At 74.3% G+C, this 23,200-nt stretch carries 25 protein-coding genes; 11 read left to right on the forward strand and 14 right to left on the reverse strand.

The window, feature by feature from the left end; translation table 11 throughout:
- The coding region (locus tag ACFCZN_RS07145; RefSeq protein ID WP_430556300.1) for a nuclear transport factor 2 family protein at positions 1-454 on the reverse strand (454 nt) is incomplete at its 3' end.
- Positions 455-554: 100 nt separating this feature from the next.
- On the opposite strand from ACFCZN_RS07145, the gene ACFCZN_RS07150 reads away from it, so the two are divergent.
- Both ACFCZN_RS07150 and ACFCZN_RS07155 read left to right on the forward strand, forming a co-directional pair.
- Positions 555-1,253 carry a FadR/GntR family transcriptional regulator gene (locus ACFCZN_RS07150; protein WP_430556301.1) on the forward strand — a complete coding sequence of 233 codons (699 nt, stop codon included), beginning with the start codon at positions 555-557 and terminating at the stop codon, positions 1,251-1,253.
- Between the two features lie 98 nt (positions 1,254-1,351).
- Positions 1,352-1,699, forward strand: a complete 348-nt coding sequence (locus ACFCZN_RS07155) for an STAS domain-containing protein (RefSeq protein ID WP_430556302.1) — start codon at positions 1,352-1,354, stop codon at positions 1,697-1,699.
- On the opposite strand, the gene ACFCZN_RS07160 is transcribed toward ACFCZN_RS07155, so the two are convergent.
- The 5 genes from ACFCZN_RS07160 to ACFCZN_RS07180 form a co-directional block, all read right to left on the reverse strand.
- On the reverse strand, positions 1,668-2,117 hold the full coding sequence (locus ACFCZN_RS07160; RefSeq protein WP_430556303.1) for an RbsD/FucU domain-containing protein: 450 nt from the start codon (positions 2,115-2,117) through the stop codon (positions 1,668-1,670). The two genes, ACFCZN_RS07155 and ACFCZN_RS07160, sit on opposite strands and share 32 nt — an antisense overlap.
- Before the next feature lies 1 nt (position 2,118).
- Entirely contained in the window at positions 2,119-2,994 is an 876-nt protein-coding gene (locus ACFCZN_RS07165) for a fumarylacetoacetate hydrolase family protein (protein ID WP_430556304.1), read from the reverse strand.
- A 100-nt stretch (positions 2,995-3,094) separates the two neighbouring features.
- A complete protein-coding gene (locus ACFCZN_RS07170) occupies positions 3,095-4,090 on the reverse strand; it encodes an aldo/keto reductase (protein WP_430556380.1) in 996 nt (331 codons plus the stop codon).
- A 5-nt stretch (positions 4,091-4,095) separates the two neighbouring features.
- Positions 4,096-4,878, reverse strand: a complete 783-nt coding sequence (locus ACFCZN_RS07175) for an SDR family NAD(P)-dependent oxidoreductase (protein WP_429765636.1) — start codon at positions 4,876-4,878, stop codon at positions 4,096-4,098.
- A complete protein-coding gene (locus ACFCZN_RS07180) occupies positions 4,875-5,783 on the reverse strand; it encodes an amidohydrolase family protein (protein ID WP_430556305.1) in 909 nt (302 codons plus the stop codon). Before ACFCZN_RS07180 ends, ACFCZN_RS07175 begins: the two co-directional genes overlap by 4 nt.
- 175 nt (positions 5,784-5,958) lie before the next feature.
- Here ACFCZN_RS07180 and ACFCZN_RS07185 point away from each other — a divergent pair, with 175 nt between their 5' ends.
- Entirely contained in the window at positions 5,959-7,275 is a 1,317-nt protein-coding gene (locus tag ACFCZN_RS07185) for an alpha-L-fucosidase (protein WP_430556306.1), read from the forward strand.
- A 3-nt stretch (positions 7,276-7,278) separates the two neighbouring features.
- Here ACFCZN_RS07185 and ACFCZN_RS07190 read toward each other — a convergent pair whose 3' ends face one another.
- Positions 7,279-7,773: an SRPBCC domain-containing protein gene (locus ACFCZN_RS07190; protein ID WP_430556307.1), complete on the reverse strand. Its 495-nt coding sequence runs from the start codon at positions 7,771-7,773 to the stop codon at positions 7,279-7,281.
- Positions 7,751-8,077, reverse strand: coding sequence for an ArsR/SmtB family transcription factor (locus ACFCZN_RS07195; protein WP_429765628.1), 327 nt, complete (start codon positions 8,075-8,077; stop codon positions 7,751-7,753). The genes ACFCZN_RS07190 and ACFCZN_RS07195 overlap by 23 nt, the downstream gene beginning before the upstream one ends.
- A gap of 242 nt (positions 8,078-8,319) precedes the next feature.
- Here ACFCZN_RS07195 and ACFCZN_RS07200 point away from each other — a divergent pair, with 242 nt between their 5' ends.
- The 3 genes from ACFCZN_RS07200 (at position 8,320) to ACFCZN_RS07210 (ending at position 11,791) form a co-directional block, all read left to right on the forward strand.
- Positions 8,320-9,984 (forward strand): thiamine pyrophosphate-binding protein, encoded by a 1,665-nt coding sequence (locus ACFCZN_RS07200; protein WP_430556308.1) that lies wholly within the window; start codon positions 8,320-8,322, stop codon positions 9,982-9,984.
- A gap of 28 nt (positions 9,985-10,012) precedes the next feature.
- Positions 10,013-10,234: a hypothetical protein gene (locus ACFCZN_RS07205; RefSeq protein ID WP_429765624.1), complete on the forward strand. Its 222-nt coding sequence runs from the start codon at positions 10,013-10,015 to the stop codon at positions 10,232-10,234.
- 90 nt (positions 10,235-10,324) lie between these two features.
- Positions 10,325-11,791 carry a DUF222 domain-containing protein gene (locus tag ACFCZN_RS07210; protein ID WP_430556309.1) on the forward strand — a complete coding sequence of 489 codons (1,467 nt, stop codon included), beginning with the start codon at positions 10,325-10,327 and terminating at the stop codon, positions 11,789-11,791.
- Positions 11,792-11,799: 8 nt separating this feature from the next.
- Here the strand turns inward: ACFCZN_RS07210 and ACFCZN_RS07215 are convergent, their stop codons facing one another.
- The 5 genes from ACFCZN_RS07215 to ACFCZN_RS07235 form a co-directional block, all read right to left on the reverse strand.
- The gene (locus ACFCZN_RS07215) at positions 11,800-12,366 is read right to left on the reverse strand and encodes a dihydrofolate reductase family protein (protein ID WP_429765620.1); all 567 of its coding nucleotides are present in this window, start codon (positions 12,364-12,366) and stop codon (positions 11,800-11,802) included.
- 85 nt (positions 12,367-12,451) lie between these two features.
- The gene (locus ACFCZN_RS07220; protein ID WP_430556310.1) at positions 12,452-13,171 is read right to left on the reverse strand and encodes an alpha/beta hydrolase; all 720 of its coding nucleotides are present in this window, start codon (positions 13,169-13,171) and stop codon (positions 12,452-12,454) included.
- A complete protein-coding gene (locus ACFCZN_RS07225; protein ID WP_430556311.1) occupies positions 13,168-13,671 on the reverse strand; it encodes a GNAT family N-acetyltransferase in 504 nt (167 codons plus the stop codon). Before ACFCZN_RS07225 ends, ACFCZN_RS07220 begins: the two co-directional genes overlap by 4 nt.
- Before the next feature lie 22 nt (positions 13,672-13,693).
- On the reverse strand, positions 13,694-14,290 hold the full coding sequence (locus ACFCZN_RS07230; protein WP_430556312.1) for a gamma carbonic anhydrase family protein: 597 nt from the start codon (positions 14,288-14,290) through the stop codon (positions 13,694-13,696).
- Between the two features lie 44 nt (positions 14,291-14,334).
- The gene (locus tag ACFCZN_RS07235; protein ID WP_429765613.1) at positions 14,335-16,227 is read right to left on the reverse strand and encodes an FAD-dependent monooxygenase; all 1,893 of its coding nucleotides are present in this window, start codon (positions 16,225-16,227) and stop codon (positions 14,335-14,337) included.
- A gap of 130 nt (positions 16,228-16,357) precedes the next feature.
- Between ACFCZN_RS07235 and ACFCZN_RS07240 the strand changes: the two genes are divergently transcribed.
- Complete coding sequence (locus ACFCZN_RS07240; RefSeq protein ID WP_429765612.1) at positions 16,358-17,062, forward strand: IclR family transcriptional regulator; 705 nt, start codon at positions 16,358-16,360, stop codon at positions 17,060-17,062.
- A gap of 104 nt (positions 17,063-17,166) precedes the next feature.
- The gene (locus ACFCZN_RS07245; RefSeq protein WP_430556313.1) at positions 17,167-18,018 is read left to right on the forward strand and encodes a hypothetical protein; all 852 of its coding nucleotides are present in this window, start codon (positions 17,167-17,169) and stop codon (positions 18,016-18,018) included.
- A 25-nt stretch (positions 18,019-18,043) separates the two neighbouring features.
- Here ACFCZN_RS07245 and ACFCZN_RS07250 read toward each other — a convergent pair whose 3' ends face one another.
- A complete protein-coding gene (locus ACFCZN_RS07250; RefSeq protein ID WP_430556314.1) occupies positions 18,044-19,426 on the reverse strand; it encodes an MFS transporter in 1,383 nt (460 codons plus the stop codon).
- A 72-nt stretch (positions 19,427-19,498) separates the two neighbouring features.
- Between ACFCZN_RS07250 and ACFCZN_RS07255 the strand changes: the two genes are divergently transcribed.
- The 3 genes from ACFCZN_RS07255 to hpaE are packed head-to-tail and all read left to right on the forward strand — an operon-like array spanning position 19,499 to position 23,189.
- Entirely contained in the window at positions 19,499-20,983 is a 1,485-nt protein-coding gene (locus ACFCZN_RS07255) for a fumarylacetoacetate hydrolase family protein (RefSeq protein ID WP_430556315.1), read from the forward strand.
- Entirely contained in the window at positions 20,980-21,678 is a 699-nt protein-coding gene (locus tag ACFCZN_RS07260) for a GntR family transcriptional regulator (protein ID WP_429765607.1), read from the forward strand. The genes ACFCZN_RS07255 and ACFCZN_RS07260 overlap by 4 nt, the downstream gene beginning before the upstream one ends.
- Positions 21,678-23,189 carry a 5-carboxymethyl-2-hydroxymuconate semialdehyde dehydrogenase gene (gene hpaE / locus ACFCZN_RS07265; RefSeq protein ID WP_430556316.1) on the forward strand — a complete coding sequence of 504 codons (1,512 nt, stop codon included), beginning with the start codon at positions 21,678-21,680 and terminating at the stop codon, positions 23,187-23,189. The genes ACFCZN_RS07260 and hpaE overlap by 1 nt, the downstream gene beginning before the upstream one ends.
- The last annotated feature ends 11 nt before the right edge of the window (positions 23,190-23,200 follow it).

Here is a 23,200-nt window from a genome sequence, read left to right on the forward strand (position 1 = left end):
AGGTCCCCTCTCCCCCCCCGACCACCCCCCGACGTGGGAGGGGGGGTTGGCCCCCCGTCTCTTGGGGAGACCCCCCCCCCCCCCCCCCCCACAGCGCTGTCTGCTGGTACAGCACGAGCCGGGGCTCGCCGTCGACGACGACGTAGGTGCTCGCCATGAGCGCGACGAACGGCGGGTCGTCGCCGCGCAGAGCCCGCGCGCGGTAGACGAGCGCGGCGGCGCCGTCCAGGAGACCGACGCGGCGCGCGTCGCGCAGGTCGTAGGAGTCCCACGGCGGCGCACCGTCCAGCGAGGCGACGACGGCGTCGCGGTCGAGCACCGAGCCGTCGACGAGCACCATGAGCGCGGCGGGCGTCATGAGGTCGCCGTAGAACGCGCCCCCGGTGCTCCGGCACAGCGCGTCCCACCCCTGGCGCTCCAGGTCCAGCAGCCGGTCGAGCGTGAGGTCTGCCATCGCGCCAGGCTACGGACCGCGGCGGGCCCACGCACGGACGGCCCCGGATTCATCGGAGGAATCGGTGCACCCGTGCGGGAACTGGGCCATAATCCAGGGCATGTCCCGCACCGATGAGGTCGTCGACGGCGTCCGCCGCATGATCACCGGCGGCGAGCTCGGCCCCGGCGACCGGCTCCCCGTGGAGAAGGATCTCGCCGACCGGCTCGGCGTCTCCCGCGGCTCCCTGCGTGAGGGGGTGCGCGCCCTCACCGTGCTCGGCGTCCTCGACACCCGCCAGGGCGACGGCACGTACGTCACCAGCCTCGACCCCGCACGGCTCATGTCCTCGCTGCAGTTCGTCGTGGACCTGCACGGCGACACCAGCGCGCGCCCTTTCCACGCCGTCCGGCGGGTGCTCGAGACCGAGGCCGCCGGCCTGGCCGCCCACCGCATCACCCCGGCGGCGCTGGAGGAGGCCCGCGTCGTGCTCGAGCAAGCGGCGAGCACCCTCGCGCAGGACGAGATCGACCACGCCGCCTTCATCGAGGCCGACACCGCGTTCCACCGGATCGTCGCCGACCAGGGCGGCAACCCCGTGATCACCGCCCTCGTCGAGGCCATCGCCGGCCGCACCGCTCGGGAGCGGCTCTGGCGGGGGCTGCACGAGGAGGGTGCCGAGGCCCGCACCCAGCGCGACCACGAGGCCGTCTGGCGCGCCCTGGCCGCCGGCGACGCCGAGGCCGCGCGCGTGCGCATGGCCGCGCACCTCCTCGACGTCGAGGAGACCCTCCCCGGCCCGGAGGCCACCGAGGACTGACCCCGCGGGTCAGCCTCCGGTGGCCGCACCTAGACTGGGCGTCGCCTGCGATCAAGCCACCGGTCACCAGCAGGAGACGCGCGCGAGAGGAACGGATCATGGCCACCCACGGTGGTATCAACCTGAGCGACGACGGACTCCGGTGGGAGATGTGGGGCGAGATCGACGTCGCCGTCGCCCACGAGGTCTACGCCACGCTGGAGGCAGCGGGCGAGGGCCGCAAGACCCTCGACATGCGCAGGGTCACGTTCATCGACTCCTCCGGCGTGCGCCTCGTGGTCCTCGCGTGCGAGAACGGCCCGCACCCGCGGGTGGTCGGCGCTCCGCAGCTGGTCCGCGACATCTTCGAGATGATGAGCTTCGACATGCTGGTCGACTTCGTCGACGCCGACCCGGCGGAGCCCCTCGACGACGCTACGTCGCGGGGGGACGAACGCCGATCGTGAGCAGCAGGTTGGCGTAGACGCGCTGGTCGCCCGTGGCGACCAGCAGGGCGACGTCGTCGGACCGGGCGGCGTCGTAGAACGCGAAGCGGTCCAGCTCGTCCCAGCCGACCTCGGCCCCGAGCATCGCCCGGTAACCGGTGTGCGCGGGGATCTCCTCCCCCGCGGCGACGACGTCGCCCGCCACACCGCCGGGCACCATGACGGCAGCGGACTCGACGGGCACGGCGTCGAGCAGCACCTCGAGCACCTGGTCCACGGTCAGCAGGCCGGGCCGCAGGTTGAGGTGCACGCGCGCGGCGCCCGGCCGGGCGCCCGTGGAGTGCGGGTAGTTCGCGTCGGCGAGCAGCACCCGCGACCCGTGCCCCGCCGCGGCGAGCGCCGCGACGAGGCCCGGGTGCAACAACTCGTAGCGGAGCACGTCAGCCCCGCGTGGCCGCGGCCGGGACGCGCGCGTCGGCGAACGCGTGCCGCTGGCGGCCGAGGCCGTCGATCTCGACCTCGACGACGTCGCCGTCGGCCAGGTACGGGAACCGGCCGGACAGCGCGACACCCTCGGGGGTGCCGGTGCAGATCAGGTCGCCCGGCTCGAGCGTCATGTACTGCGACAGGTGGTGCACGATCTCGGCGACGCCGAAGATCATGTCCGTCGTCGACGAGTCCTGGCGAGGCTCGCCGTTGACGGACGAGCGCAGGCGCAGGTCGCTCGTGTCCACCTCGTCGGCGGGCACCAGCGCGGGGCCCGTCGGCAGGAACGCCGGGCCGCACTTGCCCTTCGACCACTGGCCGAGGGAGTCGTCGAGCTGCCAGGCCCGCTCGCTCACGTCGTCCACCACGGTGTACCCGGCGACGTGCGCCAGCGCGGCCTCGGGCGACGGCAGGTAGCTCGCCTGCTTCCCGACGACGATCGCGAGCTCGACCTCCCAGTCGACCTTCTCCGAGCCGGGCGGGATCGGCACCGTGTCGTCCGGGCCGACCACCGTGTTCGGGTGCTTGAAGAAGATGATCGGCAGGCGCGGCGGCTCCGCGCCCGACTCCCGCGCGTGCGCGGCGTAGTTCTGGCCCACGCACACGACGGCGGTGGGCCGCGCGATCGGGGCACCGCGGCGCAGGCCGTCCGCGCCGTCGAGCACGGGCAGCTCGCCGGCGGCGAGGGCGGCGCGCGTGCGCGCGATGCCGTCGGCGGCGAGGAAGCCGCCGTCGACGTCGCCGGTCAGCGGTCGCAGGTCGTAGGTGGCGCCGTCGGTGGTGACGGCGGGGATCTCCTGGCCCACCGGGCCCAGGCGGAGCAGCTGCATCGATGTCCTCTGTTCTCTCTGGGGGGCGCCTCGATCATGCGCCCGGGTCGCGTCCCGGTCACATCCGTCCCGCCATGCGGGCGGCGGGACGGACGGGACGTCACGCGAAGGCGTCGGGGTGGGCCTCGGGGGCGAGGAGCCCCCGGCCCACCAGGTGGGTCCACAGGTCGGCGGGGACGACGGCGGCGTGCCGGTCCACGGCCTGCCGCACCTGGTCGGCGGTGCGCAGCCCGACCACGGTGCTCGTCACCGCGGGGTGGGTGCGGACGTAGGCGAGCGCGGCATGCGGCAGCGTGACGCCGTGCTCGGCGCACGCGGCGGCGATGCGGCGCGTGCGGTCGAGCAGGGCCGCGGGCGCCGGGGCGTAGTCGTAGGTCGCGTCGTCGGGCACGACGTCGCGGGCCAGCAGCCCGGAGTTGTACACGCCGGCCACGACGACGGAGGCGCCGCGCGCGGCGGCCGCCGGCAGCAGGTCGGCCAGCGCGGGCTGCTCCAGCAGCGTGAACCGGCCCGCGCACATCACCACGTCCACGTCCGCCTCGGTGACGAGCCGCGCGAGCATCGCGGACTGGTTCATCCCGGCGCCGATCGCGCCGACGACGCCCTGGTCGCGAAGCTCCACCAGCGCCGGGACGGCCTCGGTGAACGCCTGCTCCTCGTGGTCGTCCGGGTCGTGCAGGTACACGACGTCGACCCGGTCCAGGCCGGTGCGCTCCAGGCTCGCCTCCAGCGACCGCAGCACGCCGTCGCGGGAGAAGTCCCACACCCGCCGCGTCGCGGCGGGCACGTCGAACATGTCCGGGTCCTTCGCGTGCGCCGTCTCCGGGGAGGGCACCAGCAGGCGCCCCACCTTCGTCGACACGACGTACTCGTCCCGCGGGCGGCCGGCCAGGCTCGCGCCGAGCCGCCGCTCCGACAGACCCAGCCCGTAGTGCGGCGCCGTGTCGAAGTAGCGGACGCCCGCGTCCCACGCGGCGTCGACCGCCTCCTGGGTCTCCGCGTCCGTCGTCGCCCGGTAGAGGTTGCCGGCCTGCGCCGCCCCGTAGCCGAGGCCGGTCAGCCGGACCCCGGTCGCCCGGACCTCCCGGGAGGGCAGCGCGCTCACGCCTGCTCCGGCGGGCGCACGCGCAGCTCGTGCATGCCGCCGTCGACGGCGAGCGCGGTGCCGGTGGTGGCGGTCGCGAGCGGGCTCGCGAGGTAGCAGACCGCGTGCGCGACGGCCTCCGGGCTCACCAGCCTCCCGGTGGGCTGGCGGGCCGCGAGCGCGGCGCGCTCGGCGGCCGGGTCGGGGGCGGCATCGAGCAGCCGCCCCACCCACGGCGTGTCCACGGTGCCGGGGTTCACGCAGGTCACGCGGACGCCCTCGCGCACGTGGTCGGCCGCCATCGCGAGGGTGAGCGCCTGCACGGCACCCTTGCTCGCGGAGTACAGGGCGCGCTGCGGCAGCCCGGACCACGACGCGATCGAGGCGGTGTTCACGACGGCGGCGTGCTCCGACGCGCGCAGGTGCGGCAGCGCCGCCCGCGTCACGCGGACGATGCCGAGCACGTTGACGTCGAGCACCCGCAGCCACTCGGCGTCGTCGTTGTCCGCGACCGTGCCCTGCGCGCCGATCCCGGCGTTGTTCACGACGACGTCGATGCCGCCCATCTCGGCGGCCGCGCCCTCGACGGCGGCGCGCACCGCGGCGTCGTCGGTGACGTCGGCGACCTGGGCGCCGGCGCCGTCGGGCACGCCGTCCCGCGTGCGGTCGATCGCGACCACCTGGGCGCCGCGGGCGAGCAGGGCGCGCACGACGGACGCGCCGATGCCGGACGCGCCCCCGGTCACGATCGCGCGGATGCCGGCGAACTCCGGCGGGTTCTCGAGGGGGGCGGTGCTCACGGGTGCTCCTTCGTGCGGGTGGTGAGGTGGTCGACCGCGAGGCCGTAGGTGGCGACGGCGGTGCCGCCGCGCACGGCGGCGCGCTCGTCGTCGGACAGGGACTCCAGCAGCTCGTCGGCGGCGGCCCACCAGCGCCCGTAGCCGGAGGCGAGGAGGCAGACGGGCCAGTCGCTGCCGAGCAGGAGGCGGTCGGGACCGAAGACCTCGAGCGCGTGGTCGGCGGCGGGGCGCAGGTCCGCCGTGGTCCAGGAGTCCCAGCGCGCCTCCGTGACCAGCCCGGACAGCTTCGCGACGACGTTCGGGCGGGCCGCGAGCGCCGCCAGGTCGGCGCGCCAGGCGTCCAGGGCGGCCGGAACGTCGGGCAGCGCCGCGAGCGGCGGCTTGGCGAGGTGGTCGAGCACGAACCGGGTGTCGGGCAGGGCGGCGGCGAGTCGGCCGCACGACGCGAGCTGGTCGGCGCGGACCACGAGGTCGAACGGCAGGCCTGCCGCGCCGACGGCCGCGATGCCGGCGTGCACGTCGGGGCGGTCGAGGTAGCCCGGGTCGGGCTCGGCCTGCACCATCGTGCGGATCCCGACGAGGCGGTCGCCGACCGGGCCCTCGCGCAGCGCGGCGAGGCGGTCCTCGAGCGCAGGATCGAAGAGGTCTGCCCAGCCCACGACGCCGGCGATGCGCGCCGCGCGCCCTTCGGGCGAGGCGGCGACGTCGAGCAGGTCGTCGGTCTCTGCCCAGGTGCTCACGCTCTGCACGACGACGGTCGCGTCGACGTCGTGCGACGCGGCGGGCAGGTCGGCGGCGGTGAAGTCGGCGTCGATCGCCGCCATCGTCGTGGGGTCGATCCAGTCCTGCGGGTGCCGCGCGCGGACCCACAGGTGGTGGTGCGCGTCGACGACGACGTCGGACATCCGGACTCCCTCGGCCTGCGGACTGATTCATCCAATGTATAGGCGCACCATCCGCTTGCGCCAGCCCCGTCGGCCCCGAGTATCCTCAGATCGCACGCGAAGACGTCATATCTCTGTGTGCACGACTCGACCGGCTTCCGAGCCGGCCCCGCCCGCTCGACGAGGAGTGATCCGCATGACCACGGCCGCCCCGCCCCTGCGCCCCGAGCAGGCGTGGTTCACCGAGGCCCGCTTCGGCCTCTTCGTGCACTTCGGCCTCTACTCCGCGGCCGCCCGGCACGAGTGGGTGATGAGCTTCGAGAAGCAGACCGTCGAGCAGTACGCACGCTACGCCGAGGTGTTCGACCCGGACCTGTTCGACGCGCGGGCCCTCGTGCGCGCCGCCAAGGACGCCGGGATGAGGTACGTCGTGCTGACCACCAAGCACCACGACGGCTTCGCCCTGTGGGACTCCGCCGTCAGCGACTACAGCATCGCCCGCACCCGCGGGCGCGACCTCGTGGCGGAGCTGGCCGAGGCCGTCCGTGCCGAGGGCCTGCGGCTGGGGCTCTACCACTCGCTCCTCGACTGGCACCACCCCGACTACACGGTCGACGCCGACCACCCCCGCCGGGACGACCCCGACGCCCACGCCCTCAACGACGGCCGCGACATGGCCCGCTACCGCGAGTACCTGCACGCCCAGGTGCGCGAGCTGCTCACCGGGTACGGGCCGGTCGACTACGTCTTCTTCGACTTCACCGACACCCGCGACCGGCGCGGCTGGCCCGGCAAGCGCCCCGAGGACTGGGACGCCGAGGGCCTGCTCGCCATGGTCCGCGAGCTGCAGCCCCAGGCCGTGGTCAACGACCGCCTCGGCATCCCCGGCGACCTCGTCACCCCCGAGCAGTACCAGCCGGACGCCCCGATGCGCGACGCCGCGGGCGAGCTCGTCGTCTGGGAGGCCTGCCAGACCCTCAACGGCAGCTGGGGGTACGACCGCGACAACACGAGGTTCAAGGACCCGGACCTCCTGGTGCGCATGCTCGTCGACACCGTGTCCAAGGGCGGCAACCTGCTCCTGAACGTCGGTCCCGACGGCCGGGGCGCGGTGCCTGCCCGCGACGCCGCCACGCTCGCCGCGCTCGGGGCGTGGACCCGCCTGCACGGGCGCTCGATCCGGGGCGCCGGCCCGGCCGACCCCGACCTGGCTGCCGCCGTCGCCCCCGGCCTGCCGCCCGGCGCCGTGCTCACGCAGCGCGACGACCGCCTCTACGTCCACCTGTTCGCGTGGCCCTTCGGGCACGTCCACCTGCGCGGGCTCGCCGACCGGGTGCGCTACGCCCAGCTGCTGCACGACGGCTCCGAGCTGCGCACGTCGGTGTCCGACCCGGACCAGAAGGCGTGGAACACCAACCCGGGCGGGCAGCCGCCCGGCACGCTCACGCTGCACCTGCCCACGGCACGGCCCGACGTCGCAGTGCCGGTGATCGAGCTGTTCCTCGACCGGTAGCCGTCAGGCGCCCGCGACCTCCGCCAGGCGTCGCACGTCGGCGGCCCAGCCGTCGGCGCCGCCGACGGCGTCCCGCATCCCCTTCCAGCCGTCCCCGTGCCGTCCGAGGTGGCGGTGCTCGAGGACGACGCGGGTGCGGCGTTCGTCGACCGCGACGAACGAGACGTGCACCTCGCTGCAGCGCGCGGGGTCGGTCTCGACCTCCCAGCGCGGTGACACGTCCCAGGTGAAGGCGAACCGCGCGGGGCGCTCGACGACGAGCACGCGGCCGATCGTGCAGCGGTTCCCCGCGGCGTCGACCTCGGTGATCGAGCCGCCGGCCCGGAGGTCGACCTCCATGTCGACGGTGTCGTCGAGGAGGTGGTGGTCCGGGTCCCACCAGGTCGACGTCTGCCGCGTGAACACGTCGAAGACGTGCGCGCGCGGGGCGGCGACGTCCACCGCCACGGACACGGCGTGGTGGCCGGCGTCCGTCTCAGGTCGGGTCGGGGTGGTCATGGAAGGTCTCCTCTGCGACGGAGGCGAAGCTGTCGAGCGAACGGCGCCAGAACAGGTCCAGGTACTCGCGGAGCATCGCGAGCCCCTCGGGGTCGGCGCGGTAGACGCGGCGGGTGCCGACGGCCTCGTCGGCGACCAGCCGGGCGTCCTTGAGCACGCGCAGGTGCTGCGAGACGGCCGGGCGGCTCACGGGCAACCCGGCGGCGAGCTCCCCGACCGACGACGGCCGGGCCGCGACGCGCTCGTAGATCTCGCGCCGTGTGGGGTCCGCCAGGGCGGCGAATCCCGATATGTCAGTAGCCACTTACGGTAAGTTACGCCTGACGGTACGCCCCCACAAGACCCCGTCGAAGATCGCGCCCGGCCGGTGGATATACTCGCGGCGTCGAGGCGGACCCGCGCCGCCTTGCGCTCGAAAAAGGGGCGCACGGCAGCCCGGTCACCGGCAGTCACGCTGCACAGCCAGCACGTCGGACCCGGCGTCGGGACCGCACGGGACACATACGGACCGCACCACTCATCCGTCACTGTCCCCCTGGAGGCCCCGTGCCCACCGTGTCCGCGCATGTCGCCCGCACCCTCGCCCAGCACGTCGACCACGTCTTCGGCGTCATGGGCAACGGCAACGCCTGGTTCCTCGACGACGTCGAGCGCACCGCGGCCGCCCGGTTCACCGCCGTCCGGCACGAGGCCGGCGGCGTCGTCGCCGCCGACGCCTACTTCCGCGCCTCCGGCCGCATCGCCGCCGCGACCGTCACCTACGGCGCCGGCTTCACCAACACGTTGACGGCGCTCGCCGAGGCCGCGCAGGCCCGCGTGCCGCTCGTGCTCCTCGCGGGCGACGAGCCGACGTCGGGCCCCCGCCCGTGGGACGTGGACCAGATCGCGCTGGCCGCCGCCGTCGGCGCGCGCACCTATACCGTCGGCCGCGCGGACGCCGCGGCGACCACCGTGATCGCCGTCGAGCACTCGCTCACCTACCGCGTACCCGTCGTGCTGGCCATCCCCTACGACGTCGCCGCGCTCGAGGCCGGCCCGGTGCCCGAGGCGCCCGAGCCCGCCCTCCCCGGGCCCCTCGCGCCCGCCGGCCCGTTCGACGCCGCCGCGATCACCGAGCTCGCGCACGCCCTCGCCGGGGCCGAGCGCCCCCTGCTCCTCGCGGGCCGCGGCGCCTGGCTGGCCGGCGCGAGCACGGCGCTGGGCGAGCTCGCGGACGCCACCGGCGCGCTCACGACGACGACGGCGCTGGGCCGCGGCGTCTTCCCCGACGGCCGGTACGACCTCGGCGTCGCCGGCGGGTTCGGCGCCGACGGCGCGATGGCGCTGGTGCGCGAGGCGGACGTCGCCGTCGTCGTGGGCGCGTCGCTCAACCAGTTCACGATGCGGTTCGGCGAGCTCTTCTCCCCCGGCACCCGCGTGGTCCAGGTGGACGTCGCGCAGGCCGCGACGCACCGCCACGTGGGCTCGTTCGTCCGCGGCGACGCCGCGCTCGTCACCGGCGCCCTGCTCGACGAGCTGCGCGCCCTCGGCGCCGCGCCGTCGGGCTGGCGCGACTCCGTGGACGTCGCCGCCGCCCGCACCTACGACACGGGGCCCGCCGACGGCCTCGCCGCCGACGGGCGCCTCGACCCGCGCGGCGTCGCGAGCCGCATCGGCGCGCTGCTCCCCGCCGACCGGGTGGTCGTGTCCGACGGCGGCCACTTCATCGGCTGGGCCAACATGTACTGGCCCGTGGCGTCGCCCGACCGGATGATGATGGTCGGCACCGCCTTCCAGTCCATCGGGCTCGGCTTCCCCAGCGTCGCCGGCGCGGCCGCGGCCCGGCCGGACGCCACCGTCGTGCTCACCACCGGTGACGGCGGCGGGCTCATGGCCCTGGCCGACCTCGAGACCGCCGTGCGCACCGCGGGCGGCCGCGGCGTCGCCGTCGTGTGGAACGACGCCGTCTACGGCGCCGAGGTGCACGTCTACGGGCGCCAGGGCCTCGCCGAGGAGCCCATGCGTATCCCCGAGACCGACTTCGCCGCGCTCGCCGCCGCCGTCGGCGCGGAGGGCGTCGTCGTGCGCAGCCTCGCCGACCTCGACCGCCTCGGCACCTGGGCGCGCGAGCCCGTCGACCGGCGCCGCTTCCTCATGCTCGACTGCCGCGTGTCCCCCACCGTCGTCGCCCCGTACCAGGAGGAGATCCTGCGCGTGAACCGGACCCGCTGACCCACTCGCCGGCATCTAGCCCGGCCCCATGCCGACGATGCGGATCGAGCTGGAGGTCGCCGACCGCGCCGAGGCGCAGCGGATCGTCCACGCCTCCGGGGCGGCTGGCACCGGCCCGAGCGACGACGCTGTGCTGGCCGAGGTCGAGCGGCGCGGCCGGACGGCGTCGGGCGGGCCCGAGTGCGCGGGGATGACGAACGGACGGCCCGTCCTCCTCAAGTTCGACGTCGAGGTATATCCCGAGACCTGACCGCCGGCATGCCAGCCGTCCTCCACAGACTTTCCCGCAGGTCGAACGCCTGTTCGAACGAGTGTCGGTGGCGGCTGGTTGACTTGCTCCATGACGACAGGCCAGGGCATCGCCGCCTCGCGGCTGGACGGTGCCCTGGACGAGGCCGCGGACGCGCAGGTGGTGGCGAACGCGGCGGCTGGACGGCGCACGGCGGCGTTGGCCGAGGTCCTTGCCTCGACGGACGAGGTGGCGATGCTGGACCTCGAGGTGTCGCGGGTGATGGCCGCGCCGACAGGGCGCCGCGGCTCGGTCGCGCACCGCGCGCTGGTGGCGGAGGTGGCGTGCGCGCTCGGGGTGAGCGAGCACGTCGCGCAGGGGTGGCTCGCGGACGCGGATGTCCTGACCTCGAAGGCGACCGCGACGCTAGACGCGCTGTGCGCGGGGGCCATCTCCTATCAGCACGCGTCGAAGCTTGCGGACGCCGTCGCCGACCTGCCTGCCGCGGTGGCCGCGCAGGTCGAGCGGGCGGTCCTGGATCGGGCTCCCGCCCTGACGGCGGCGCGGTTCGGGGCACTGGCCCGCGCGGCCCGGGACCGGCTGCACCCGGTGCCCGCGGAAGTCCGCTACGAGGCCGCGGCCCTGCGCGCGGACGCGTGGGTCGACGACGGCGCCGACGGGATGTCCTGGCTGACCGCGCACCTGCCCACCCCGGTCGCCCACGCGATCCACGACCGGTTGACCCGCACCGCCGCGCGCGCCAAGGACGCCGGGGATCCACGCGGGGTGGGGCAGCTGCGCGCCGCCACGCTGACCGCCCTCCTGCTCGGCGACGAGGGGCGCGGCCCCGCAGGCCGGGCGCCCGATCGGCTCCCTCCAGACCTGCTCCCACCCGAACCACCCCCACCCGGCCCTCCACCGGACCTGCCGCCGGACCCGTTGGCCACGCTGGCGCGCGCGATCCGTCCCGTGGTGCACGTGACGGTGCCGGTCACCACGCTGGCCGGCACCGGCGAGGGATCCGGGTTGCTGGACGGCACGACACCGATCGACGCGGAGACCGCCCGACACCTGGTCGCGCGCGCCCCCACGCTCCGGCGCGTACTGACCGACCCCGTCATGGGCGCCATGCTCACCGTGGACCGGCGCAGCTACGTCGTGCCCGCCGACCTGCGCGCCTTCCTCACCCAGCGCGACCTGACGTGCCGGTTCCCCGGCTGCCGCGTGCCCGCACGCCGCTGCGACGTCGACCACACCACCGCCTGGGCCGACGGCGGCGCCACCGACGCGGGCAACCTCGCCTCGCTGTGCCGCAAGCACCACACGCTCAAGCACGAGTCGCGCTGGCAGGTCGAACAGCTCGACCACGGCGTCCTGGCCTGGACCTCACCCCGCGGCCGCACCTACCTCACCAGCCCCGGCACCGCCGACCACACCCTCGACCACCTGGACGAGTGGGCCACCGCAGCCGAGCATCTCGCACGCGAGTCCGCGACCGAGGCGCCGGTGTCCGACGGGGCGGGGTACTTCCCTCCCTCAGCACCACTGGCACCCGAACCTGGGCTGCCACCCTTCTGACGGTCGGCTCAGTCCGCGCCGGGCGGCCCGTCCAGCACGGTCGGGGCGTACTCGAGCAGCGCGAGGCGGCCGTCGAGGGTCCGGCTGTCGAGGAGCTCGAGGCGGACGTCCGGCCAGCCGTCGTAGAGCCGGTCGTGGCCGGTCGCACCGTTGACGACGGGGAAGACGACGACCCGCACGCGGTCGACGAGTCCCGCCCGCAGCAGGGAACGGCACAGGCTGGGGCTGCCGATGGTCCGGAGCGGGACGTCGGCGTGCTTCATCGCACGCACGGCCTCGACGGCGTCACCCGCGACGAGGGTGGTGTTCGCCCACCCCAGCGGCTCGGTGAGCGTACGGGAGAACACGATCTTGGGACGGGCGGTGACCTCGGCCATCTCCTCCTCGCCGGTCTCCGCGAACTCGGCGAACATCCGGTAGGTCGTGGCGCCCAGCAGGGTCGTGTAATCCTGCCGGCCCTCCTCCTCGAGGAACGCGAAGTAGTCCGGCCCGCCCATCCCCCACAGGCCGGGCCACCCGTCGGCGGATCCGAACCCGTCGAGCGAGGTGATGTAGTCGATCATCAGGTCGGCCATCGTCGGGCCCTCCTCGGCCGCTGGGCACTCCTGGTCGCCCCCCAGTATCGGCGCGACGGCTGGTCGTCGCGCGCCGCCTGACCGGTCAGCCCGGCAACGACGCGCGGAGCGCCGCCATGAACGCGTCGTAGTGGCTGTACCAGACGGAGTGCGCCGCCCCCGGCACGTCGCGCACCACGACCCCGTCCCGCGCCAGGGCCGCCGCGTCCTCGTCGGCGACGAACGCGCTCGGCGACGCCCGGATCACGACGGCACCGTCCGGGAGCGGCCACGCACCGTCGGCGGAGGAGGCGACGGCCGCCCCGGTCTCCGGGTCGAACGCGTCCGCCGCCGCGGCCTCGACGCGCACGTCCTCGTCGCCGTAGTGCGGCCGGGTGCGACGCAGCTCGTCCGCGGTGCGGGCGCGCCGGTCGCGGGCGTAGCCGGCGAGCAGCGCCGCCCGGGCACCACCACCGTGGAACCGGGGCACGGCGTCCACCAGCACGGTCCGCGCGGGCCGCAGCTCCTCGCGCGCGGCGGCCAGCACCACCCCGCCGAAGGAGTGGCCGACGGCGAGCCCGGGGGCGACGACGGTCCTCGCGCGGAGCGTCGCGACGACGGCACGCGCCGCCCGCGGCACGGTGAGCCGCGGGTCGCGCGGGGACCGGCCGTGCCCGGGCAGGTCGGGCGCGAGGACCCGCCAGCCGGCCTCCGCGAGCGCAGGTCCGACCCGCCACCAGGAGTCCGCGGACCCCATGAAGCCGTGCAGCAGCACCGCGGTGCGGTCCCCCTCGCCCCACTCACGCACGCGCAGGAGGTCGGTCATCCGGCCGCGGCGATCCAGTAGCGCCGCTTCGTCTGGTCGCCGCGCGTGCGCACGTCCTCCAGCACGCCGCCGCACGCCTCGATGACGGCGGCGGAGCCGACGTTGTCGACGTCGCAGGTGACGAGAACCCGTTCGACGCCGCCCTCGGCGAGGAGCTCGACGGACTGCCGCAGCATCGCCGTCGCGTACCCCCGACGGCGGTGCTCCGGCGCGACCGCGTACCCGACGTGCCCGCCGATCTCGCGCAGGTAGTCGGTGAGCTCGTGCCGCACGGACACCCGGCCCACGGGGACGCCGTCGACCTCGGCGACGAGGAAGTCGCACCGCACCCGCCCCGGGGCGAGGCCCTCCCCGAGCGACTCGCGACGCACGGCCGCGATCACCTGCTCCCACGTCCCGCCGTGCTGGAGGAACGTGAACCCGTCCGGCGCGAGCTGGTCGTGCATGCGCCGCAGCGCGGCCTCGTCGTCGAGCCGTGGAGGGCGGAGCGTCAGCGTCATGCGGACGATGATCGCCCACGCGTCACCCCGGCAGCACCTCGTCGTCGCGGTGCGCACCATAGAGGTCCGACTGGCGGCGCATCAGCTCGCGCATCGGCACGTCGCGCCCCACGCCGTAGACCGTGCCGGGGAAGTCGAGCTCGCGCTGCACCGCCCAGATGTCGTCGTGCCGGTCGGGCGGCAGGATCTGCGCGGGGTCGCCCACCGCGACCCAGCCGATCGGCACGAGCGCCCCGGGCGGGAGCACGGTGTTGACCTGCACCACCCCGTGGATGCGCACCTCGGCCCCGGTGCCGATCCGGCTGCCGGGGAACAGCGCGGCCCCGGTCGCGACGAACACCTCGTCTTCGACCGCGCTGCCGTTGACGTGGGCGTGCGGGCCCACCAGGACGGCGGCACCGATCCGCGCGTCGTGGCCGGCCCGCCCGCGGACGAGAGCGTGCTCCATGACCACGCTGTCCTCGCCCACGACGACGGCGCCGTCCTCGGCGCTCAGGACGGCGCCGTGCAGCACGCGGGCCCCGGCCGCGACGGTCACGTCCCCGACGAGCACGGCGGTCGGGGCGACCCACGCGGTCGGGTGGACGGACGGGGCGACCCCCCGGTGGCGGACGAGCACGGCCTGCTCCCCTCGATCGCGGTCAGCGTCCTGGGGACGATAGCTCAGCGGCCGACGAACACCCCGGCGAAGAACTCGGCGAGCTCGTCGGTGGCGTCGAGCGGCAGCACGTGCGCCACGTACTGGTCGGGGCGCACGACGACGACCACGCCGTCGCGGGACAGCTCGCGCTCCGCGAAGATGTCGCCCGAGGTCCACACGGTGGGCCCGGCGGCGTACACCTTCTCCCAGTCGGTGAGCCCCAGCGGGCCGGTCCGGGGGCGGAACACGTCGGGCACGGCCGCGAGGTCGACGTCCTGGAAGGCCTGCTGGTAGACGACCTTCACGTCGAGGACGGCGTCGACGTCGGACCCCTCGGGGGTGAACCGGGCCAGGGGCGACCCGGGCGAGGCGAGCCAGGCCGCCCAGGCGTCCAGGGCGGAGCCCTCGCCCGGCGCGGCGGCGTCGGCGAACGCGTAGACCCGCCACCGGCCGTCGGCCTTGGCGTGGTGCCCCAGGTGCACGGCGTTGCCGTCGCAGACGCGCGTCACCTCGGCGGACTTGAACCGCTTGCCGAGCGGGAACCCCGCGGCCAGCTCCTGCCGGGCGGAGCCTCCCACGATCGCCGACGGCTCGTACCGCGTCATGAACCCGGACGGGAACTCGGACGTCGCGAGGTAGTAGTGGGCCAGCTCCTGCGGGTCGGAGATCTCCTCAGGCTTGCGGGCCATGAGGCTGGACCACTCGCGGTCGAAGTCGATGAGCTGCTGCGCCACGGGCTGCCGCTCGGCGGAGTACGTGGCCAGGAGCGACTCGGGGCTGAGGCCCGTGAGCACGGACCCGAGCTTCCAGCCCAGGTTGAACCCGTCCTGCATGGACACGTTCATCCCCTGCCCGGCCTTGGCGCTGTGCGTGTGGCAGGCGTCGCCGGTGAGGAAGACGCGCGGGGTGCGGTGCTCCTCGCCGTCGGGCACGTCGTCGAACTTGTCGGTGACGCGGTGGCCGACCTCGTACACGCTGTGCCAGGCCACCTCCTTCACGTCGAGGGCGTAGGGCGTGAGGATCTCGTTGGCCCGCCCCACGATCTCCTCGATCGGCGTGCTGCGCACCCGGTGGTGGTCGTCCGCGGCGACCTCGCCGAGGTCCACGTAGACACGGCAGAGATACCCGCCCTCGCGGGGGATGAGCAGGATGTTCCCGGCCTCGGAGTTGATCGCGCACTTGGTGCGCCAGTCGGGGAAGTCGGTGTTGACGAGCACGTCCATCACGCCCCAGGCGTGCGCCGCGAGCTCGCCGACGTGCTTGCGCCCGATCGCCTCGCGCACCGCGCTGCGGGCGCCGTCGCACCCGGCGACGTACCTGGCCCGGACGGTCCGCTCCTCCCCCGCGCGAACGCCGCCCACGTACCGGACGCGCACCTCGACGGGGTGCTCGTCCCCCTCGTGCACGGTGAGGCCGAGGAACTCCACGCCGTAGTCGGGCACGATGCGGGCGGGGCCCAGCGCGGCGGCCTCGGCGAAGTAGTCGAGCACGCGGGCCTGGTTGACGATGAGGTGCGGGTACTCGCTGATCTTGAGGCCGTAGTCCTCGGTGCGCGAGGTGCGCACGATGTGCTTCGGGTTCTCGGGGTCGGGGCCCCAGAAGTTCATCCAGCCGATGTTGTAGGCCTCGGCGATGATCCGCTCCGCGAAGCCGAAGGCGTCGAAGGTCTCGACGCTGCGCGGCTGGATGCCGTCGGCCTGGCCGAGCACCAGCCGGCCCTCGCGCCTCTCGATGAGGCGGGTCGTGACGCCGGGGTACCGCGACATCTGCGCGGCGAGCAGCATGCCCGCCGGGCCCGAGCCGACGACGAGCACGTCGACCTCGTCGGGCAGCTCGTCGGGCCGGTCCACGCCGGTGCCTGCGGGCGGCAGCACCCGCGGGTCGCCGGAGACGTAACCGTGGTGGTGGAACTGCACGAGCTCTCCTCATCGTCGTCGATGCGCGACCCGACCTCCGTGTCGGGCGTGGCGTTCGCTGCGATCGCGTTCTATATTCGAACACGACGTTCTACTATTGAATCCAGCGTAACCCACCGGAAGGACGACGATGCCCGACGCCGGCCCACCCCCGTCGCAGACCCTCAGCCGCGGCATCCGCATCCTGGAGGTCCTCGCCGACGCCCGCGCGCCCCTGACCATCGACGACGTCGCCGGGCTGCTCGGGGTGCACCGCTCCATCGCCTACCGGCTGCTGCGCACGCTGGAGCACCACGGGCTCGTGGTGCGCGACGCGAACGGCGGCGTCGCGCTCGGCGCCCGCATGGCGGCGCTCGCCGCGGGCGTGGCCCACGACCTGCAGGCCGAGGCGCTCCCCGAGCTCACCGCCGTCGCGAACGAGCTGGGGATGACCTGCTTCCTCGCCGTCCTCGACCACGACGAGTGCGTGACCCTCGTCAGCGTCGAGCCGCGGCACGCCGTCGCGCCCGTGGCGCAGCGGCCCGGCACCCGGCACCCGGTCACGGTCGGCGCGCCCGGCAAGGCGATCCTCACGCTGCTCCCCCGTGCGCAGTGGCCGGCGGACGCGCCCGAGGGGCTGATCGCCACCGTCGCCCAGGCCGCGGAGCGCGGCTTCGCCACCAGCCACGACGAGGTCATCCCCAGCCTCGAGTCGGTCGCGGTGCCGCTGGCGCTGCGCGGGCGCGGGCCGGCGGCCGTCGCGGTGGTGCACGTCGCCAGCCCGATCGACCACGAGCAGATCGCCGCGCGCCTCACCGCGTCGGCGAGCGCCGTGCGGGAGGCCCTCGGCGGCTGAGGGCCGGACACCGTCGCCTGGCAGAACCGACGCCGGCCATGCATGGTGGCTCAGGGCGACCATGCACCGCGGAGCCCGCCGTCCCACCGAGGAGCGAGGTGTCCATGAGTGCTCGTCCCCCCGTCCACGCCCGGCCCCGCCGGATCCTCGCGGCCGCCGGAGTCTGCGCCGTCCTGCTCGCCCCGGTCGGCGCGGCGCCCGTGGTCGCCGCTCCGCAGGCGCCCGAGCGCTCGGAAGCGGCCGCACGGCCCGCCGAGGGACCGCTGGCCCTGGGCATCGGCCGCCAGAAGAGCTCGTCCACGACGCTCCGGCACTACCTGAGCTGGGCACGGGCCTACGGGTTCCGGGTCTCCGAGCACCCGTTGTACGGCGGCGTGACGCGCGGGGCGCACTCGAAGAGCTCCTGGCACTACGACGGCCTGGCGGCGGACCTCAACTACGGCTCCGCCGGGGCGCCCTCCTCGGAGCGCTCCCGGGCGCGGACCGCGATCAAGGTGGCGGACTCGATGGGCCTGGGCGTGATCTACGCGCGGGACGGGACGGTCGGGTCGGCCGCCAGCCACCGCAACCACGTGCACGTCGACGTCGGCACGACGTCGAACTACGGCCGCGGCACCGTGCTCGCGCCGGCCGGCTCGCGCACCACGCAGCGGCTGCAGGAGGTGGCCCACTTCCCCCTGGCCCAGCGCGACAACCTGTGGGGCGCGAACACCGACCAGCGCCTGCAGGCGATCCGCGCCGCCTCCCGCATGCACGGCACGAAGTTCCCCTACGGCGTGAAGACGGCGCAGCGCGCCGTGGGTGTCACCGCGGACGGCAAGTGGGGCCCGAAGTCCCGTGCCGCGCACGACAAGGCCGTCGCCGCGCTGCAGCGGGTGCTGTCCGTGTCCGCGACCGGGACGTGGGGCCCGGCCACCGAGAGCAAGTACCTGAGCGTGCGCAAGAACCTGCGGTGACCGGGCCGGTCCGGCGGCGCCGGCGTCAGGCCCTCGAGATTCCGTAGACCGGGCTGGCGGCCTGCTCGTCCTCGTGCTCCGGGCCGAGGGGGATGCCGGTGCGGTCGCGCAGCAGCAGCGTGGCGGCGAACGCCACCACCATGACGCCGGCGACGTAGAAGGCGACGGACGTCGCGGTGCCCGTCGTCTGCACGAGCCAGGCCGCGATGGTGGGCGCGAAGGCGCCGCCCAGGATGGCGCCGATCGCGTACGTGATGGACACGCCGGAGTAGCGGATCGACGCGGGGAAGAGCTCCGCGAAGTATGCGGCCTGCTGGCCGTAGGTGAACCCGTTGCCGACGGCGAACAGCGACACACCGAGGAACAGCAGCCAGGGGTTGCCGGTGTCGACCAGCGGGAACAGCAGGAACACGGTGGCGAGGAACGCCAGCCAGCCGATGATGTACGTGTTCCGGCGCCCGATCCGGTCGGAGACCGCGCCGGCGGCGAAGGTGCACGCGAGCCACACGACGGACGCGCCCGCGACGGCGAGGAGCACCGGCGTGCGGTCCATGCCGACCAGGCCGCCCTCGGCGAGCGGCGTCGTCGCGTAGTTCTGCAGGTAGCCGCCGGTGGTCATGTAGCCGGCGGCGTTGTTGCCGGCGAACGTCAGCGCGGCGAGCAGCACGAGCAGCCAGTGCTTGCGGAACAGGGTGAGGATCGGCGTCTTGGCGGCGGCCTTCTTCTCGGCGATCTCGAGGAAGACGGGGCTCTCCTCGACGGACCGCCGCACGACGATCCCGACGACGATGAGCACCACGCTCAGCAGGAACGGGATGCGCCAGCCCCACTCGACGAACGCGTCCCCCGGGGAGATCACGCCGGTCATGAGGGCGAGCATGCCGGAGGCCAGCAGCAGGCCGATGGGCACGCCGATCTGCGGGAACGCGCCCATGCGGCCCCGCCGGCCGTCGGGGGCGTGCTCGACGGCCATGAGGACCGCGCCGCCCCACTCGCCGCCGGTCGACAGCCCCTGCACGATGCGCAGGAGCACGAGCATCGCGGGCGCCGCGATGCCGATGGACTCGTACGTGGGCAGGACGCCGATGAGCGTCGTCGCGCCGCCCATGAGCATGAGCGTGACGACGAGCATCGCCTTGCGACCGATCTTGTCGCCGAAGTGGCCCGCGAGGAACGCGCCGAGGGGTCGGAACAGGAAGCTGATCCCCACGGTCGCGAACGACAGCAGGGTGGCCGCGCCGGGACCGGCGGGCTCGAAGAACAGCGTGCCGAACACGAGGCCGGCGGCGCTGGCGTAGAGGAAGAAGTCGTACCACTCGATGGTGGTGCCGATGACGGTCGCGAAGGCGACGCGTCGGAGCTCGCGACGTGCGGTGTCGCTGGGGACGGCTGCGGTGCCGGTGGTCATGTCCGGAAGACCTCTCTGTCAGTCCGCGGGGGTGGTGCAGTTCGCGAGATCGTATATCATCCGAGATACGACATGACAGCCTCGACCGACAGTGGGGTGCCCGTGGTCACCGACGACCAGCCCAGACCCGGCAAGATCATCGCCGTCCACCTGAACTACCCGTCCCGCGCAGCGCAGCGGGGCCGGACGCCGAGCCAGCCGTCCTACTTCCTCAAGCCCGGCTCGTCGCTCGCCGCGACGGGGGACACGATCGAACGGCCGCTCGGCACGGAGCTCCTCGCCTTCGAGGGCGAGGTCGCGATCCGCATCGGCACCGCCGCGCGCTGGGTCTCCCCCGCCGACGGCTGGTCCCACGTCGACGCCGTCACCGCGGCCAACGACTTCGGCCTCTACGACCTGCGCGCCGCCGACAAGGGCTCCAACCTGCGCAACAAGGGCGGCGACGGCTACACGCCGCTCGGCCCGCGCTGGATCCCCGCGTCCGACGTCGACCCCGCAGGCCTGCGCGTGCGCACCTGGGTGGACGGCGAGCTCGTCCAGGACGACTCCACCGGCACGCTGCTGTTCGACCTCGGCCGCCTCGTCGCGGACCTCTCCCAGCACCTCACCCTGGAGCCCGGCGACGTGATCCTCACCGGCACGCCGGCGGGGTCGTCGGTCGTCGGGCCGGGGCAGGTCGTCGAGGTCGAGGTGGACGCCCCGGAGGCGCCCGGCGCCCCGACCAGCGGCCGCCTCGTCACGACGGTCACCGCCGGCACACGCACGTTCGGCGACTTCGGGTCGAAGCCGGCGGTGGACGACACGCAGCGGGCCGAAGCCTGGGGCACGCCGGCCCCCGCGCCCGAGCCGGCCTTCACGCTCACGGACGCGATGCGCGAGCGGTTCGCCGGCGTCGCCGTGGCCACCCTGTCGGCGGCGCTGCGCAAGCGCGGCTACACCGACGTCTTCGTCGAGGGCGTCTTCGGCAACCACCCCGGCGACCGGTTCGTCGGCACGGCCCGCACGCTGCGGCTGATCCCGTTCCGCCCCGACCTGTTCGCCTCCCACGGCGGCGGCTTCAACGCCCAGAAGCGCGCGTTCGACGCCGTCGGGCCCGGCGAGGTCATCGTCGTCGAGGCCCGCGGCGAGCGCGGCACCGGCACCGTGGGCGACGTGCTCGCGCTGCGAGCCCACGTCCGCGGTGCGGCCGCGATCGTCACCGACGGCGGCGTGCGCGACGCCGACGCCGTGGCCGAGATCGGCATCCCCGTCTTCTCCCAGGGCCCGCACCCGTCCGTCCTCGGCCGCAGGCACGTGCCGTGGGAGACCGACGTGACCGTCGCGTGCGGCGGCGCCGCGGTGCAGCCGGGCGACGTCGTCGTGGGCGACGGCGACGGCGTCCTCGTCATCCCGCCGGCACTCGTCGAGGAGGTGCTCGCCGAGGCCGAGGCCCAGGAGGCCGCCGACGCCTGGGTCGCACAGCAGGTCGCCGCCGGCGCGCCCGTCGACGGGCTGTTCCCGATGAACGCCGAGTGGCGCGCCCGCTACGAGCGCGAGACGGCCGGGGGTGCCGGATGAGCACCCCGGCCACGGTCTCCGTGAGCAAGTCCCAGCGGGCGTACGCCTACCTGCGCGAGCGGATCGAGGACGGGCGCTTCGTGCCCGGCTACCGGCTGGTGCTGGCGCAGCTCGCGGGCGAGCTCGACATGTCCGTCGTCCCGGTGCGCGAGGCGATCCGCCGCCTCGAGGCGGAGGGCCTGGTGACGTTCGAGCGCAACGTCGGCGCGCAGGTCGCCCTCCTCCAGGAGACCGAGTACCAGCACACCATGGAGACGCTCGCGCTGGTCGAGGGCTTCGCCACCGCGCTGTCCGCGCCGCACCTGTCCGCCGCGCAGCTCGACGCCGCGCGCGCGGTCAACGAGCGGATGCGCCGCTGCCTCGCCGACTTCGACCCGCACCGGTTCACCGAGCTCAACCTCGAGTTCCACGCGGTGCTGTTCGAGCCCTGCCCCAACCCGCACGTCCTCGACCTCGTGCACCGAGGCTGGCGGCGCATGACCGTGCTGCGCGACTCGTCGTTCTCGTTCGTGCCCGGCCGCGCGCGCGAGTCGGTCGCCGAGCACGACGGGATCCTCGACCTGATCGGCGGGCTCCGCGAGGGCCGCACGACCGCGCTCGACGTCGAGCTCGCCGCCCGCCACCACCGCACCAACACCCTCGACGCCGTGCTCGCCCGCCAGGCGTCCCACCGGCACGACCCTTCGGAGAAGTGATGACCGAGCAGACCACGCAGCAGACACACCGTCCCGCAGACCTGCCCACCGCGATCCGGCACTACATCGACGGCCGCTTCGTCGACTCCCTCGACGGCGCCACGTTCGACGTCCTGGACCCAGTCTCGAACGAGACGTACCTCCGGGGCGCCGCGGGCAAGAAGGCCGACGTCGACGCCGCCGTCGTCGCCGCCCGACGCGCGTTCACCGAGGGCCCGTGGCCGAAGATGCTCCCCCGGGAGCGCTCGCGGGTGCTGCACAGGATCGCCGACCTCGTGGAGTCGCGCGACGCACGCCTCGCCGAGCTGGAGTCCTTCGACTCCGGCCTGCCGATCACGCAGGCGCTGGGCCAGGCCCGCCGCGCGGCCGAGAACTTCCGCTTCTTCGCGGACCTGATCGTGGCGCAGGCCGACGACACCTACAAGGTGCCCGGCCGCCAGATCAACTACGTCAACCGCAAGCCGATCGGCGTGGCCGGGCTCATCACGCCGTGGAACACGCCGTTCATGCTCGAGTCGTGGAAGCTCGCGCCCGCGCTCGCCACCGGCAACACCGTGGTGCTGAAGCCCGCGGAGTTCACGCCGCTGTCGGCGTCCCTGTGGGCGGGGATCTTCGAGGAGGCCGGGCTGCCCCAGGGCGTGTTCAACCTGGTCAACGGCCTGGGCGAGGAGGCCGGCGACGCGCTGGTCAAGCACCCCGACGTGCCGCTCATCTCCTTCACCGGCGAGAGCAGCACCGGCCGGCTGATCTTCGGCAACGCCGCCCCGTACCTCAAGGGCCTGTCGATGGAGCTCGGCGGCAAGTCCCCCGCCGTCGTCTTCGCCGACGCCGACCTCGACGCCGCGATCGACGCGACGATCTTCGGCGTCTTCTCCCTCAACGGCGAGCGCTGCACGGCCGGCTCGCGCATCCTCGTGGAGCGCGCCGTCTACGACGAGTTCGTCGAGCGGTACGCCGCCCAGGCGAAGCGCGTGCGCGTCGGGTACCCGCACGAGAAGGACACCGAGGTGGGCGCCCTCGTGCACCCGGAGCACTTCGACAAGGTCATGAGCTACGTCGAGCTCGGCAAGACCGAGGGCCGGCTCGTCGCGGGCGGCGGCCGACCAGACGGCTTCGAGACGGGCAACTTCGTGGCCCCCACGGTCTTCGCGGACGTGAAGCCCGACGCCCGGATCTTCCAGGAGGAGATCTTCGGCCCGGTCGTCGCCATCACGCCGTTCGACACGGACGCCGAGGCGCTCGAGCTGGCCAACGACACGAAGTACGGCCTGGCCGCCTACGTCTGGACCGACGACCTCAAGCGGGCCCACAACTTCTCCCAGGCCGTCGAGGCCGGGATGGTCTGGCTGAACTCGAACAACGTGCGCGACCTGCGCACCCCGTTCGGCGGCGTCAAGGCGTCCGGCCTGGGCCACGAGGGCGGCTACCGCTCCATCGACTTCTACACCGACCAGCAGGCCGTGCACATCACGCTCGGCAAGGTCCACAACCCGACCTTCGGCAAGCACTGACCGCCCGAGAC

The sequence above is a fragment of the Isoptericola sp. NPDC056134 genome (assembly GCF_042264825.1).
Taxonomy (GTDB): domain Bacteria; phylum Actinomycetota; class Actinomycetes; order Actinomycetales; family Cellulomonadaceae; genus Isoptericola; species Isoptericola nanjingensis.

Excerpts from the sequence above, each read along its gene's own strand:
- ACFCZN_RS07240 (WP_429765612.1), top strand. The coding sequence starts at position 16,358 with ATGCCCGACGCCGGCCCACCCCCGTCGCAGACCCTCAGCCGCGGCATC.
- ACFCZN_RS07205 (WP_429765624.1), top strand. The coding sequence starts at position 10,013 with ATGCCGACGATGCGGATCGAGCTGGAGGTCGCCGACCGCGCCGAGGCG.
- ACFCZN_RS07255 (WP_430556315.1), top strand. The coding sequence starts at position 19,499 with ATGACAGCCTCGACCGACAGTGGGGTGCCCGTGGTCACCGACGACCAG.
- ACFCZN_RS07155 (WP_430556302.1), top strand. The coding sequence starts at position 1,352 with ATGGCCACCCACGGTGGTATCAACCTGAGCGACGACGGACTCCGGTGG.
- ACFCZN_RS07185 (WP_430556306.1), top strand. The coding sequence starts at position 5,959 with ATGACCACGGCCGCCCCGCCCCTGCGCCCCGAGCAGGCGTGGTTCACC.
- ACFCZN_RS07220 (WP_430556310.1), bottom strand. The coding sequence starts at position 13,171 with ATGACCGACCTCCTGCGCGTGCGTGAGTGGGGCGAGGGGGACCGCACC.
- ACFCZN_RS07215 (WP_429765620.1), bottom strand. The coding sequence starts at position 12,366 with ATGGCCGACCTGATGATCGACTACATCACCTCGCTCGACGGGTTCGGA.
- ACFCZN_RS07150 (WP_430556301.1), top strand. The coding sequence starts at position 555 with ATGTCCCGCACCGATGAGGTCGTCGACGGCGTCCGCCGCATGATCACC.
- ACFCZN_RS07190 (WP_430556307.1), bottom strand. The coding sequence starts at position 7,773 with ATGACCACCCCGACCCGACCTGAGACGGACGCCGGCCACCACGCCGTG.
- ACFCZN_RS07245 (WP_430556313.1), top strand. The coding sequence starts at position 17,167 with ATGAGTGCTCGTCCCCCCGTCCACGCCCGGCCCCGCCGGATCCTCGCG.
- ACFCZN_RS07210 (WP_430556309.1), top strand. The coding sequence starts at position 10,325 with ATGACGACAGGCCAGGGCATCGCCGCCTCGCGGCTGGACGGTGCCCTG.
- ACFCZN_RS07165 (WP_430556304.1), bottom strand. The coding sequence starts at position 2,994 with ATGCAGCTGCTCCGCCTGGGCCCGGTGGGCCAGGAGATCCCCGCCGTC.
- ACFCZN_RS07225 (WP_430556311.1), bottom strand. The coding sequence starts at position 13,671 with ATGACGCTGACGCTCCGCCCTCCACGGCTCGACGACGAGGCCGCGCTG.
- hpaE (WP_430556316.1), top strand. The coding sequence starts at position 21,678 with ATGACCGAGCAGACCACGCAGCAGACACACCGTCCCGCAGACCTGCCC.
- ACFCZN_RS07250 (WP_430556314.1), bottom strand. The coding sequence starts at position 19,426 with ATGACCACCGGCACCGCAGCCGTCCCCAGCGACACCGCACGTCGCGAG.
- ACFCZN_RS07260 (WP_429765607.1), top strand. The coding sequence starts at position 20,980 with ATGAGCACCCCGGCCACGGTCTCCGTGAGCAAGTCCCAGCGGGCGTAC.
- ACFCZN_RS07180 (WP_430556305.1), bottom strand. The coding sequence starts at position 5,783 with ATGTCCGACGTCGTCGTCGACGCGCACCACCACCTGTGGGTCCGCGCG.